This window comes from Bacillus sp. A260, assembly GCF_009861435.1.
Taxonomy (GTDB): Bacteria; Bacillota; Bacilli; order Bacillales; family Bacillaceae_G; genus Bacillus_A; species Bacillus_A cereus.
In genome coordinates, this window is sequence record NZ_CP046398.1 from 302501 (window position 1) to 316980 (window position 14480).

The window sequence follows — 14480 nt, forward strand, 5'->3', positions numbered from 1 at the left end:
GCCAGCTAAGGTCCCAAAGTGTGTATTAAGTGGAAAAGGATGTGGAGTTGCTTAGACAACTAGGATGTTGGCTTAGAAGCAGCCACCATTTAAAGAGTGCGTAATAGCTCACTAGTCGAGTGACTCTGCGCCGAAAATGTACCGGGGCTAAATACACCACCGAAGCTGCGGATTGATACCAATGGTATCAGTGGTAGGGGAGCGTTCTAAGGACAGTGAAGTCAGACCGGAAGGACTGGTGGAGTGCTTAGAAGTGAGAATGCCGGTATGAGTAGCGAAAGACGGGTGAGAATCCCGTCCACCGAATGCCTAAGGTTTCCTGAGGAAGGCTCGTCCGCTCAGGGTTAGTCAGGACCTAAGCCGAGGCCGACAGGCGTAGGCGATGGACAACAGGTTGATATTCCTGTACCACCTCTTTATCGTTTGAGCAATGGAGGGACGCAGAAGGATAGAAGAAGCGTGCGATTGGTTGTGCACGTCTAAGCAGTTAGGCTGATAAGTAGGCAAATCCGCTTATCGTAAAGGCTGAGCTGTGATGGGGAAGCTCCTTATGGAGCGAAGTCTTTGATTCCCCGCTGCCAAGAAAAGCTTCTAGCGAGATAAAAGGTGCCTGTACCGCAAACCGACACAGGTAGGCGAGGAGAGAATCCTAAGGTGTGCGAGAGAACTCTGGTTAAGGAACTCGGCAAAATGACCCCGTAACTTCGGGAGAAGGGGTGCTTTCTTAACGGAAAGCCGCAGTGAATAGGCCCAAGCGACTGTTTAGCAAAAACACAGCTCTCTGCGAAGCCGTAAGGCGAAGTATAGGGGGTGACACCTGCCCGGTGCTGGAAGGTTAAGGAGAGGGGTTAGCGTAAGCGAAGCTCTGAACTGAAGCCCCAGTAAACGGCGGCCGTAACTATAACGGTCCTAAGGTAGCGAAATTCCTTGTCGGGTAAGTTCCGACCCGCACGAAAGGTGTAACGATTTGGGCACTGTCTCAACCAGAGACTCGGTGAAATTATAGTACCTGTGAAGATGCAGGTTACCCGCGACAGGACGGAAAGACCCCGTGGAGCTTTACTGTAGCCTGATATTGAATTTTGGTACAGTTTGTACAGGATAGGCGGGAGCCATTGAAACCGGAGCGCTAGCTTCGGTGGAGGCGCTGGTGGGATACCGCCCTGACTGTATTGAAATTCTAACCTACGGGTCTTATCGACCCGGGAGACAGTGTCAGGTGGGCAGTTTGACTGGGGCGGTCGCCTCCTAAAGTGTAACGGAGGCGCCCAAAGGTTCCCTCAGAATGGTTGGAAATCATTCGTAGAGTGCAAAGGCATAAGGGAGCTTGACTGCGAGACCTACAAGTCGAGCAGGGACGAAAGTCGGGCTTAGTGATCCGGTGGTTCCGCATGGAAGGGCCATCGCTCAACGGATAAAAGCTACCCCGGGGATAACAGGCTTATCTCCCCCAAGAGTCCACATCGACGGGGAGGTTTGGCACCTCGATGTCGGCTCATCGCATCCTGGGGCTGTAGTCGGTCCCAAGGGTTGGGCTGTTCGCCCATTAAAGCGGTACGCGAGCTGGGTTCAGAACGTCGTGAGACAGTTCGGTCCCTATCCGTCGTGGGCGTAGGAAATTTGAGAGGAGCTGTCCTTAGTACGAGAGGACCGGGATGGACGCACCGCTGGTGTACCAGTTGTTCTGCCAAGGGCATAGCTGGGTAGCTATGTGCGGAAGGGATAAGTGCTGAAAGCATCTAAGCATGAAGCCCCCCTCAAGATGAGATTTCCCATAGCGTAAGCTAGTAAGATCCCTGAAAGATGATCAGGTTGATAGGTTCGAGGTGGAAGCATGGTGACATGTGGAGCTGACGAATACTAATAGATCGAGGACTTAACCATATAATATGTAGCAATGTTATCTAGTTTTGAAGGAATATGCCTTCATAGTTTGGTGATGATGGCAGAGAGGTCACACCCGTTCCCATACCGAACACGGAAGTTAAGCTCTCTAGCGCCGATGGTAGTTGGGACCTTGTCCCTGTGAGAGTAGGACGTCGCCAAGCAAGAACCTAAGTTATTTTGACTTAGGTTTTTTTGTGTTTATTTTTATTTACCGAATGCTATAATCCGTAAATTTAATAAAGCTACAGACGAAAAAAGAATGAAGTAGAGACTCTTTAAAATAATAGTAATGATTTTTTGTGTTCCTGATTTTCCTAATGTCGCTAAAGTAATACTTAAAATAGGACACATTATTTCTATCATAAGTATATATTTTAAATAATGAGATGCTATAAATAAATATTTAATAATTACAGAAATTACTGCAATAGAGAAAAATAAATAGGATAATAGCAAAGTTCTTTCTTTAACAGTTATCCTCCTTAGAAATTAAATCGTTATAATAATACAAGAGTGTATATATTTTGATTAAAAACATACTGAAGTGCTATTTAAACGATAAATACATAAAATAGATCTCTAGAAATATATATTCTAATTCCCTTTTCTTCTTGTATATAGTTGCAATTCTTCTTTTGAATATAACTAAAACACGAACGTTATTGACTGCTAATAAAAAAACATTCGATTATTTATTGACATTGTTTATGAAATATTGTTAATATAGCCATAGAAACAATAATATAAGACCTCATATAATCGCGGGGATATGGCCTGCAAGTCTCTACCTAACGACCGTTATTCGTTAGACTATGAGGGAAAGTCACTCGGTATTTTTCTATTCACAAGGGATACGTATGCCTGAGTAGAGCGCTTTCTCTCATAGTAAAAGAGAAACTGTTCTATTTCAGGCTTTTTTTATTTGAATCGGGGGGATTCTAATATGAAATCACTAGTTGGAGTCATAATGGGAAGTACGTCAGACTGGGAAACAATGAAATATGCTTGTGACATTTTAGATGAATTAAATATACCGTATGAGAAAAAAGTTGTATCCGCTCATCGGACTCCGGATTATATGTTTGAGTATGCAGAGACGGCTCGTGAACGTGGATTGAAAGTTATTATTGCTGGAGCTGGTGGAGCAGCACATTTACCAGGAATGGTTGCAGCGAAGACAAATCTTCCTGTAATTGGAGTTCCAGTTCAATCAAAAGCATTAAACGGCTTAGATTCATTATTATCCATCGCCCAAATGCCAGGAGGTGTTCCAGTTGCAACTGTTGCAATTGGTAAAGCCGGTTCAACGAATGCTGGATTACTTGCCGCACAAATACTTGGATCATTCCATGATGATATACATGATGGATTAGAATTGAGACGAGAAGCGATTGAAAAAGATGTGCGTGAAGGTAGTGAGCTAGTATGACGAGAATCATTTTACCTGGAAAAACAATCGGTATTATTGGAGGCGGCCAGCTAGGAAGAATGATGGCATTGGCAGCTAAGGAGATGGGATATAAAATTGCTGTTTTAGATCCTACAAAGCATTCGCCATGTGCACAAGTTGCTGATATTGAAATTGTTGCACCATATGATGATTTAAAAGCAATTCAGCATTTAGCAGAGATAAGTGATGTTGTCACATATGAATTTGAGAATATTGATTATAGATGTTTACAATGGCTTGAAAAACATGCGTACTTACCACAAGGTAGTCAGTTGTTAAATACAACGCAAAATCGTTTTACAGAAAAGAATGCGATTGAGAAGGCTGGGTTACCAGTAGCAACGTATAGATTAGTTCAAAATCAAGATCAGCTTACAGAAGCAATTGCTGGGTTATCATTCCCTTCCGTCTTAAAAACGACGACAGGTGGATATGATGGGAAAGGGCAAGTTGTTTTAAGAAGTGAAGCTGATGTTGAGGCGGCAAGAAATCTTGTGGATAAAGCAGAATGTATTTTAGAGAAATGGGTGCCTTTTGAAAAAGAAGTATCAGTTATTGTGATTCGTAGTGTAAGTGGTGAAACAAAAGTGTTTCCAGTAGCAGAAAATATTCATGTAAATAACATTTTACATGAATCTATCGTTCCAGCTCGCATTACAGAAGAGCTTTCTCAAAAAGCAATTGCGTATGCAAAGGTACTTGCGGATGAATTAGAACTTGTGGGAACACTAGCTGTAGAGATGTTTGCTACAGATAATGGTGAGATTTATATTAATGAATTAGCGCCAAGACCTCACAATTCAGGACACTATACACAGGATGCATGTGAAACGAGTCAATTTGGTCAACATATTCGAGCAATCTGTAATTTACCTCTAGGAGAAACAAATTTGTTAAAACCAGTTGTCATGGTAAACATTTTAGGCGAACATATAGAAGGGGTCCTAAGACAAGTGAATAGATTAACCGGGTGCTATTTACACTTGTATGGAAAAGAAGAAGCAAAAGCACAGCGAAAAATGGGGCATGTTAATATTTTAAATGATAATATTGAAGTCGCTCTAGAAAAAGCGAAGAGTTTGCATATTTGGGACCATCAAGAACAACTGTTGGAGGGAAAAAGATGATTAGTCGTTATACACGCCCTGAAATGGGTGCGATTTGGACGGAAGAGAACAAATTTAAAGCGTGGTTAGAAGTTGAGATTTTAGCTTGTGAAGCATGGGCTGAGCTTGGCGATATTCCAAAAGAAGATGTTAAAAAAATTCGTGAACATGCATCATTTGATATTGATCGTATTTATGAAATTGAAAAAGAAACACGTCATGACGTAGTTGCATTCACTCGTGCTGTATCAGAAACGCCAGCATTAGGCGAAGAACGTAAATGGGTTCATTACGGTTTAACATCTACAGATGTAGTAGATACAGCATTATCTTACATCTTAAAACAAGCGAATGAAATTATATTAAAAGACTTAGAGAACTTTGTAAGCATTTTAGCTAACAAAGCGAAAGAGCATAAATACACAATCATGATGGGAAGAACACACGGTGTTCATGCAGAACCAACGACATTTGGTTTAAAACTTGGTCTTTGGTATGAAGAGATGAAACGTAACGTAGAGCGTTTCAAACAAGCTGCTGATACAGTTCGTGTTGGTAAACTATCTGGTGCGGTTGGTACATATGCAAATATCGATCCATTCGTAGAAAAATATGTTTGTGAAAATTTAGGATTAGAAGCAGCACCAATTTCAACACAAACATTGCAACGTGATCGTCACGCACACTACATGTCAACACTTGCACTAATTGCAACATCTATCGAAAAGATGGCAGTTGAGATTCGTGGTTTACAAAAGAGTGAAACACGTGAAGTTGAAGAAGCTTTCGCAAAAGGTCAAAAGGGTTCTTCTGCAATGCCACATAAACGTAATCCAATTGGTTCTGAAAATATGACTGGTTTAGCTCGTGTTATCCGCGGTTATATGATGACAGCTTACGAAAATGTTCCATTATGGCATGAGCGTGACATTTCTCACTCTTCGGCAGAACGCGTAATTTTACCAGATGCTACAATCGCATTAAATTACATGTTAAATCGCTTTGGTAATATTGTTAAAAACTTAACTGTATACCCAGAGAATATGAAACGTAATATGACAAGAACATACGGCTTAATTTATTCTCAGCGCGTAATGCTTACACTAATCGACAAAGGTATGGTACGTGAAGAAGCTTATGATATCGTACAGCCTAAAGCGATGGAAGCTTGGGAAACACAAGTACAATTTAAAGAGCTTGTAGAAGCTGATGAGCGTATTACAAGCAAGTTAACACAAGAAGAAATTAATGAATGCTTCAACTATGAGCATCATATGCAACACGTTGATACAATCTTTGAACGCCTTGGATTAAACGAAGCGTAAAATTTCATATGGCACAGAATAGAGTCATTCTGTGCCATTCTTTATAAAAATATTATTCACATTTTTCAAACTACAGGGGGCTTGCGAAATGCAAAAGCTAGAATTGCTGTATGAAGGTAAGGCAAAAAGAATTTATCGTACAGAATCAGCAGATATGGTTTGGGTAGAGTACAAAGATAGTGCGACTGCTTTCAATGGGGAGAAAAAAGAGACGATTACAGGAAAAGGTCGTTTGAACAATGAAATTACAACTTTATTGTTCAGAAAGTTACAAGAAGTGGGAATTAAAACACATTTTGTTGAGAAGTTATCTGAGACAGAACAACTTGTTAAAAAAGTGAGTATTATTCCTTTAGAAGTTGTCACAAGAAATGTAATTGCAGGAAGTCTTTCAAAACGATTAGGAATGGAAGAGGGAACTGTACTTGCAGAACCAATCGTAGAATTTTACTTCAAAGATGATGATTTAGGAGATCCGCTTGTAACGGAAGATCATATTCGTGTATTAAACGTTGCATCGCCAGAGCAAGTAAGTGTATTACGAGATATGGCTCTACAAATCAATCAAGTGTTGATTGATCATTTCGCAAGCTGTCGTGTAAGATTAGTAGATTTCAAATTAGAGTTTGGTGTAACGGAAGAAGGAGAAATCATTTTAGCGGATGAAATTTCACCAGATACTTGCCGTTTATGGGATGAAACGAGCAATGAAAAGTTTGATAAAGACGTATTCCGTCGTGATCTTGGAAATTTAACAGATGCTTATGAAGAGATTTTAAAACGTTTAGGGGGAATTTCACATGTATAAAGTTAAGGTATATGTAACATTAAGAGAAAGCGTATTAGATCCACAAGGAACAGCAGTAAAAGGAGCACTTCATAGTCTTTCATTCACAGAAGTACAAGACGTTCGAATCGGAAAGTACATGGAACTAACAATTGATAAATCTGTATCTGATTTAGATAGCAAGGTAAAAGAAATGTGTGAAAAACTATTAGCGAACGTTGTAATGGAAGACTTCCGTTATGAAGTTGAGGAGGTTGTCGCACAGTGAAATTTGCCGTAATAGTATTTCCGGGTTCGAACTGTGATGTCGATATGTTCCATGCAATTAAAGATGAGCTTGGCGAAGAAGTAGATTACGTTTGGCACGATACAGAGAATTTAGATGAATATGATGCAATTCTACTACCAGGTGGATTTTCTTATGGTGACTACTTACGCTGCGGTGCTATCTCTCGCTTTGCTAATGCAATGAAAGCAGTGCAAAAAGCTGCTGAGCAAGGAAAGCCGATTTTAGGTGTATGTAATGGATTCCAGATTCTTGTTGAATCAGGATTACTACCAGGAGCGTTAATGAGAAACGAAAACTTAAAATTTATGTGTCGCACTGTTCAGTTACGTGTTGAAAATAATGAAACGATGTTTACATCACAATATGGAAAAGATGAAATAATTAATATTCCAATCGCGCATGGTGAGGGGAATTACTATTGTGATGAAGCGACTCTTAAACAATTAGAAGAGAACAATCAAATCGCATTCCGTTACGTAGAAAACCCTAACGGTAGCGTTTCAGATATTGCTGGTATTGTAAATGAAAAAGGAAATGTACTTGGTATGATGCCACACCCAGAGCGTGCTGTAGATGAATTACTTGGCGGTGCTGAAGGGTTAAAAGTCTTTCAATCTATCTTAAAACAGTGGAGGGAAACATATGTCGTTAATGCTTGAACCAAATCCAACACAAATTAAAGAAGAGCGTATATATGCGGAAATGGGGCTAACAGACGAAGAGTTTGCCATGGTTGAAAAGATTTTAGGTCGTCTGCCAAATTATACAGAAACAGGGTTATTCTCTGTAATGTGGTCTGAACATTGTAGTTATAAAAATTCAAAACCAGTGCTTCGAAAATTCCCAACAACAGGTGAGCGTGTTCTACAAGGGCCTGGGGAAGGTGCTGGAATTGTAGATATCGGTGATAATCAAGCAGTTGTATTTAAAATGGAAAGTCATAACCATCCTTCAGCTATTGAACCATATCAAGGAGCTGCAACAGGTGTTGGTGGTATTATTCGTGACGTATTCTCTATGGGAGCACGTCCGGTAGCTCTATTAAACTCACTTCGTTTCGGTGAATTACAGTCACCACGTGTGAAATATTTATTCGAAGAAGTAGTAGCAGGAATTGCAGGATACGGTAACTGCATCGGTATTCCGACTGTTGGCGGCGAAGTACAATTTGATTCATGTTACGAAGGAAATCCACTTGTAAATGCAATGTGCGTAGGTTTGATTAACCACGAAGACATTAAAAAAGGACAAGCACATGGTGCTGGTAACACAGTAATGTACGTAGGAGCATCAACTGGTCGTGACGGTATTCACGGTGCAACATTCGCGTCGGAAGAACTATCTGAAAGCTCAGAAGCGAAACGTCCAGCGGTTCAAGTAGGGGATCCATTTATGGAAAAACTTCTTATTGAAGCGTGTTTAGAATTAATTCAATCTGATGCACTTGTTGGAATTCAAGATATGGGTGCGGCTGGTTTAACATCATCATCTGCAGAAATGGCAAGTAAAGCAGGAATGGGTATTGAAATGTACTTAGATGATGTACCACAGCGTGAAACAGGAATGACACCATATGAAATGATGCTATCTGAATCACAAGAGCGTATGTTAATTGTCGTGAAAAAAGGTAGAGAACAAGAAATAGTAGATTTATTTGAGAAGTATGGTCTTGCAGCGGTTACGATGGGGAAAGTAACAGAAGATAAAATGCTTCGTTTATTCCATAAAGGTGAAAAGGTAGCTGAAGTTCCAGCAGATGCTTTAGCAGAAGAAGCACCAATTTATCATAAGCCCTCAAAAGAAGCAGCATACTTTGCTGAATTCCAAGCAATGAAAATGGAAACGCCAAAAGTAGAAAATTATAAAGAAACGTTATTCGCTTTATTACAGCAACCAACAATTGCAAGTAAAGAGTGGGTATACGATCAATACGATTACCAAGTTCGCACAAGCACAGTTGTTACGCCAGGTTCAGATGCTGCAGTTGTACGTGTACGCGGTACAGAAAAAGGATTAGCAATGACGACAGATTGTAACTCTCGCTACATTTATCTAGACCCAGAGATGGGCGGTAAAATTGCAGTAGCAGAGGCAGCGCGTAATATCGTATGTTCTGGCGGAGAGCCACTTGCAATTACAGATTGCTTAAACTTCGGTAACCCAGAAAAACCAGAAATCTTCTGGCAAATTGAGAAATCAGTAGACGGTATGAGTGAAGCTTGTCGCACATTACAAACACCAGTTATCGGCGGAAACGTATCGATGTATAACGAGCGTAGTGGTGAAGCTGTATATCCAACACCAACTGTTGGGATGGTCGGACTTGTGCATGACTTAAAACATGTAACAACACAAGAGTTTAAGCAAGCTGGTGATTTAGTGTATGTAATTGGTGAGACGAAAGCTGAGTTTGGCGGAAGTGAATTACAGAAAATGATTCACGGCAAAATTTTCGGTCAATCACCAAGTATCGATTTAGATGTAGAATTAAAACGCCAAAAACAAGTATTAGAAGCAATTCAAGCTGGTCTTGTTCAATCTGCACATGATGTTGCTGAAGGTGGTTTAGCAGTTGCGATTTCAGAAAGTGCAATTGGTGCTAAAGGCTTAGGTGCTACTGTGAAATTAGATGGAGAAGCAACAGCTGCATTATTCGCTGAATCACAGTCTCGCTTCGTGATAACTGTAAAACGTGAAAATAAAGAGGCGTTTGAGAAAGTGGTAGAAGCAATCCAAGTTGGAGAAGTAACAAGTACAAATGAAGTAACAATTCATAATGAAGAAAATGAAGTATTACTTACAGCAAATGTAGATGAAATGAGAAAGGCTTGGAAAGGGGCAATCCCATGCTTGCTGAAATAAAGGGGTTAAACGAAGAATGTGGCGTTTTCGGAATTTGGGGGCATGAAAATGCAGCACAAGTTTCATACTACGGATTGCACAGTTTACAGCACCGTGGGCAAGAAGGCGCAGGCATTGTCGTAAATAATGGGGAAAAAATCGTCGGTCACAAGGGGTTAGGTTTAATATCAGAAGTGTTTTCAAGAGGTGAGCTAGAAGGATTAAATGGAAAATCAGCAATCGGACATGTACGATATGCAACAGCTGGTGGAAGTGAAGTTGCTAACGTTCAACCATTGTTGTTCCGTTTTTCCGATCATAGTATGGCGTTAGCTCATAACGGAAATTTAATTAACGCAAAAATGCTTCGTCGTGAATTAGAAGCAGAGGGCAGTATTTTTCAAACTAGTTCAGATACAGAAGTACTTTTACATCTTATTAAACGTAGTACGAAAGATTCTTTAATTGAAAGTGTAAAAGAGGCTTTAAATAAAGTGAAAGGTGCGTTTGCGTATCTTTTACTAACTGGAAATGAAATGATCGTTGCATTAGATCCGAATGGGTTCCGTCCGCTTTCAATTGGAAAGATGGGGGATGCTTACGTTGTAGCATCTGAAACATGTGCTTTTGATGTAGTAGGTGCAACATACATTCGTGATGTAGAACCGGGTGAATTACTTATCATTAATGATGAAGGAATTCACGTAGATCGTTTCACAAACGATGTAGAACATGCAATTTGTAGTATGGAATACATTTACTTTGCACGACCAGATTCTAATATTGCAGGCGTTAACGTTCATGCAGCACGTAAGAATATGGGGAAACGTTTAGCGGCAGAAGCTCCTATTGAAGCAGATGTTGTTACTGGTGTACCAGACTCTAGTATTTCAGCTGCGATTGGCTATGCGGAGGCGACAGGTATTCCATATGAGTTAGGATTAATTAAAAATCGTTACGTTGGACGTACGTTTATCCAACCTTCTCAAGAACTGCGCGAGCAAGGGGTTAAGATGAAGCTTTCCGCAGTAAGAGGTGTAGTTGAAGGGAAACGAGTTGTTATGATTGATGACTCTATCGTAAGAGGAACGACAAGTAAACGAATTGTTCGTATGCTTCGGGAGGCTGGAGCGACAGAAGTTCACGTAAGAATTGCTTCACCACCTCTGAAATATCCATGTTTCTATGGCATTGATATTCAAACGAGAAAAGAATTAATTGCAGCAAATCATACAGTAGAAGAAATCCGTGAAATGATCGGAGCAGATTCTTTAACATTTTTAAGTGAAGATGGATTAGTAGATGCAATTGGACGTCCATATGAAGGAAAATATGGCGGCCTATGCATGGCTTACTTTAATGGGGACTATCCAACAGCTCTTTATGATTATGAGCAAGAGCTTTTAGAAAGTATGAAATAAGAAAAGTGAGAAAAGCTTCTACTTCTTTTGATGTAGAAGCTAGCTCTTTTCTTAAAATAGCCCGCCCTGGATGGGGAGAAATTAAAAGACGAGGTGTAAATAACGATGGCGAATGCATATAAGCAAGCAGGAGTAGATATTGAAGCTGGATATGAAGCGGTATCTCGCATGAAAAAACACGTACAAACAACTATGAGAAAAGAAGTACTAGGCGGTTTAGGCGGTTTTGGAGGTATGTTTGATCTATCAAAATTTGCATTAGAAGAACCTGTATTAGTATCTGGAACAGATGGCGTGGGAACGAAATTGATGCTCGCTTTTATGGCAGATAAACATGACACAATTGGTATTGATGCAGTAGCAATGTGTGTAAATGATATTGTTGTCCAAGGAGCAGAGCCGCTTTTCTTCCTTGATTATATTGCTTGCGGTAAAGCTGAACCTAGTAAAATTGAAAACATCGTCAAAGGTATATCAGAGGGCTGTCGCCAAGCTGGTTGTGCATTAATCGGTGGAGAAACAGCTGAAATGCCAGGAATGTATTCTACGGAAGAATATGATTTAGCTGGTTTTACAGTTGGGATTGTTGATAAAAAGAAAATTGTAACAGGTGAAAAGATTGAAGCTGGTCACGTGCTAATTGGCTTAGCATCTAGCGGTATTCATAGCAATGGTTACTCTTTAGTACGAAAAGTGTTACTAGAAGATGGGGAACTATCTTTAGAGCGTATTTATGGCCGCTTAGAACTACCTCTTGGTGAAGAATTATTAAAACCAACGAAAATTTATGTCAAACCTATTTTAGAACTATTGAAGAAACATGAAGTATACGGTATGGCGCATATTACAGGTGGTGGATTTATTGAAAATATTCCACGCATGTTGCCAGAAGGAATCGGTGCCGAGATTGAACTAGGATCTTGGGAAATTCAGCCGATCTTTAGTTTGCTTCAAGAAGTTGGAAAACTGGAAGAAAAAGAAATGTTCAATATTTTTAACATGGGTATTGGTATGGTAGTAGCAGTGAAGGAAGAAGATGCAAAAGATGTTGTTCGTCTTCTTGAAGAGCAAGGAGAAATGGCTCGTATTATTGGACGTACTATACAAGGAGCTGGCGTTACTTTTAATGGGGGCACAGCACTATGAGTAGATTAGCAGTTTTTGCTTCTGGAAGCGGATCTAACTTTCAATCTCTCGTTAATGCGGTAGAAGAAAAAAGATTGGATGCAGAAATTAGTTTATTAGTATGTGATAAACCAGAAGCACGCGCTGTTGGACGGGCAAATTATCATCATATTCCGTGTTTTGCTTTTTCAGCGAAAGCATATGAGTCAAAAGAAGCATTTGAAAAAGAGATATTAAAGAAGCTAGAAGAATATGAAATTGATTATGTTATTTTAGCTGGATATATGCGGTTAATCGGGCCGACGTTACTAGAAGCATACGGCGGGAAGATTATTAATATTCATCCATCATTACTACCGAGCTTTCCGGGTAAAGATGCTGTCGGTCAAGCGTTAGAAGCAGGTGTGAAAGTAACTGGAGTAACAATTCATTATGTAGATGCAGGTATGGATACAGGGCCAATTATTGCGCAAGAAGCAGTGGTTGTTTCTGAAGGGGATACGAGAGAAAGTTTACAAAAGAAAATTCAACAAGTTGAACATAAATTATACGTAAATACAGTGAATCAAATTGTTCAGTCTGTGAAAGAATCAACTGTTAACTAACATACAACCAGGGGTGAAGGATAAATGAAAAAGCGTGCATTAGTAAGTGTTTCAGATAAAACAGGAGTAGTAGAATTTGTTAAAGGGTTACTAGAACAAGGGATTGAAGTTATTTCAACAGGTGGTACGAAAAAGTTATTAGAAGAAAACGGTTTACAAGTAATTGGTATTTCTGAAGTAACTGGTTTCCCTGAAATTATGGATGGCCGTGTGAAAACGTTACATCCAAATATTCATGGTGGTCTATTAGCAGTTCGTGATAATGAAACACATGTAACACAAATGAATGAATTAGGTATGGAGCCAATTGACTTTGTTGTTGTTAACTTATATCCATTTAAAGAAACAATCGCTAAGCCTGATGTAACATTTGCTGATGCAATTGAAAATATTGATATCGGTGGCCCGACAATGATTCGCTCTGCTGCGAAAAATCATAAATTCGTATCTGTAATTGTAGATCCAGTAGATTATGATATTGTGTTAGCAGAACTGAAAGAGAACGGTGAAGTAGCAGAGGAAACGAAACGTAAACTAGCAGCGAAAGTATTCCGTCATACAGCAGCGTATGATGCGTTAATTTCTAACTACTTAACAGAGCAAATGGGTGAAGAAAGTCCAGAAACATTAACTGTGACATTTGAGAAAAAGCAAGACTTACGTTATGGCGAGAACCCACATCAAAAAGCAACTTTCTATAAAGCGCCATTCGCAGCAACTTCTTCTGTTGCATACGCAGAACAATTACACGGTAAAGAATTATCGTATAACAATATTAATGATGCAGACGCAGCGCTTAGCATCGTAAAAGAATTTACAGAACCAGCAGTAGTAGCAGTAAAACATATGAATCCATGTGGTGTTGGAGTAGGAACTAATATTCACGAAGCATATACTCGTGCTTATGAAGCAGATCCAGTATCAATCTTCGGCGGTATTATTGCAGCAAATCGTGAAATTGATAAAGCTACAGCAGAAAAGTTACATGAAATTTTCTTAGAAATTGTTATCGCACCTTCGTTCTCGCAAGAAGCTTTAGAAGTGTTGCAAAGTAAGAAGAACTTACGTTTATTAACTATAAATATTGAAAAAGCGACAAGTGCAAGCAAAAAACTAACTTCTGTACAAGGTGGACTTCTCGTTCAAGAGGAAGATACGTTATCATTAGATGAAAGTACAATTTCAATTCCAACGAAACGTGAACCTTCAGAGCAAGAATGGAAAGATTTAAAACTAGCTTGGAAAGTTGTAAAACATGTGAAATCAAATGCAATTGTTTTAGCGAAAGATGACATGACAATTGGTGTCGGTGCGGGACAGATGAACCGTGTAGGTTCTGCAAAAATCGCGATTACACAAGCTGGTGAAAAAGCACAAGGTAGCGCGCTTGCATCTGATGCTTTCTTCCCAATGCCAGATACATTAGAAGAAGCAGCAAAAGCGGGAATTACAGCAATCATTCAACCAGGCGGATCGATCCGTGATGAAGATTCTATTAAAGTGGCAGATACGTATGGGATTGCTATGGTGTTCACTGGCGTACGTCATTTCAAACACTAATAGAGGATGTTTAAAAAGTCCGGTCAAGATAACCTTCGCATGTCGTCGTTGCATCGCCAGTGCGGTACTTATGTAGGAAAGCTA

Annotated in this window: 12 protein-coding genes, 2 rRNA genes and 1 riboswitch (1 of these 15 cut by a window edge); of the genes, 13 read left to right on the forward strand and 1 reads right to left on the reverse strand. The window is 39.8% G+C overall.

Features of this window, described 5'->3' with window-relative positions; translation table 11 throughout:
* Positions 1 to 1884 (forward strand): 23S ribosomal RNA (locus tag GD442_RS01665); it begins 1038 nt to the left of the window's first position.
* 48 nt (positions 1885 to 1932) lie between these two features.
* Positions 1933 to 2048, forward strand: a 5S ribosomal RNA gene (gene rrf / locus GD442_RS01670).
* Between the two features lie 43 nt (positions 2049 to 2091).
* On the opposite strand, the gene GD442_RS27990 is transcribed toward rrf, so the two are convergent.
* On the reverse strand, positions 2092 to 2343 hold the full coding sequence (locus tag GD442_RS27990; RefSeq protein WP_000927500.1) for a hypothetical protein: 252 nt from the start codon (positions 2341 to 2343) through the stop codon (positions 2092 to 2094).
* 275 nt (positions 2344 to 2618) lie between these two features.
* Positions 2619 to 2720, forward strand: a riboswitch (purine riboswitch).
* A gap of 110 nt (positions 2721 to 2830) precedes the next feature.
* On the opposite strand from GD442_RS27990, the gene purE reads away from it, so the two are divergent.
* The 11 genes from purE to purH all read left to right on the forward strand — a co-directional run bounded on the left by purE (position 2831) and on the right by purH (position 14396).
* Positions 2831 to 3316, forward strand: a complete 486-nt coding sequence (gene purE / locus GD442_RS01680; RefSeq protein WP_048538232.1) for a 5-(carboxyamino)imidazole ribonucleotide mutase — start codon at positions 2831 to 2833, stop codon at positions 3314 to 3316.
* Entirely contained in the window at positions 3313 to 4464 is a 1152-nt protein-coding gene (gene purK / locus GD442_RS01685) for a 5-(carboxyamino)imidazole ribonucleotide synthase (RefSeq protein ID WP_000196774.1), read from the forward strand. The genes purE and purK overlap by 4 nt, the downstream gene beginning before the upstream one ends.
* Positions 4461 to 5768, forward strand: a complete 1308-nt coding sequence (gene purB, locus GD442_RS01690) for an adenylosuccinate lyase (RefSeq protein WP_000625682.1) — start codon at positions 4461 to 4463, stop codon at positions 5766 to 5768. Before purK ends, purB begins: the two co-directional genes overlap by 4 nt.
* 88 nt (positions 5769 to 5856) lie before the next feature.
* Positions 5857 to 6576, forward strand: coding sequence for a phosphoribosylaminoimidazolesuccinocarboxamide synthase (gene purC, locus GD442_RS01695; protein WP_001170544.1), 720 nt, complete (start codon positions 5857 to 5859; stop codon positions 6574 to 6576).
* A complete protein-coding gene (gene purS, locus GD442_RS01700) occupies positions 6569 to 6823 on the forward strand; it encodes a phosphoribosylformylglycinamidine synthase subunit PurS (protein ID WP_000278823.1) in 255 nt (84 codons plus the stop codon). The genes purC and purS overlap by 8 nt, the downstream gene beginning before the upstream one ends.
* A complete protein-coding gene (gene purQ, locus GD442_RS01705; protein WP_000666786.1) occupies positions 6820 to 7503 on the forward strand; it encodes a phosphoribosylformylglycinamidine synthase subunit PurQ in 684 nt (227 codons plus the stop codon). The genes purS and purQ overlap by 4 nt, the downstream gene beginning before the upstream one ends.
* Entirely contained in the window at positions 7487 to 9706 is a 2220-nt protein-coding gene (gene purL, locus GD442_RS01710; RefSeq protein WP_159365029.1) for a phosphoribosylformylglycinamidine synthase II, read from the forward strand. The genes purQ and purL overlap by 17 nt, the downstream gene beginning before the upstream one ends.
* Entirely contained in the window at positions 9691 to 11106 is a 1416-nt protein-coding gene (gene purF, locus GD442_RS01715) for an amidophosphoribosyltransferase (RefSeq protein ID WP_000879025.1), read from the forward strand. Before purL ends, purF begins: the two co-directional genes overlap by 16 nt.
* A gap of 105 nt (positions 11107 to 11211) precedes the next feature.
* Positions 11212 to 12252: a phosphoribosylformylglycinamidine cyclo-ligase gene (purM, locus tag GD442_RS01720; RefSeq protein ID WP_001262439.1), complete on the forward strand. Its 1041-nt coding sequence runs from the start codon at positions 11212 to 11214 to the stop codon at positions 12250 to 12252.
* The gene (gene purN, locus GD442_RS01725) at positions 12249 to 12836 is read left to right on the forward strand and encodes a phosphoribosylglycinamide formyltransferase (RefSeq protein ID WP_000088589.1); all 588 of its coding nucleotides are present in this window, start codon (positions 12249 to 12251) and stop codon (positions 12834 to 12836) included. Before purM ends, purN begins: the two co-directional genes overlap by 4 nt.
* A gap of 24 nt (positions 12837 to 12860) precedes the next feature.
* Positions 12861 to 14396, forward strand: coding sequence for a bifunctional phosphoribosylaminoimidazolecarboxamide formyltransferase/IMP cyclohydrolase (purH, locus tag GD442_RS01730; protein ID WP_006926241.1), 1536 nt, complete (start codon positions 12861 to 12863; stop codon positions 14394 to 14396).
* Positions 14397 to 14480: the final 84 nt, after the last annotated feature.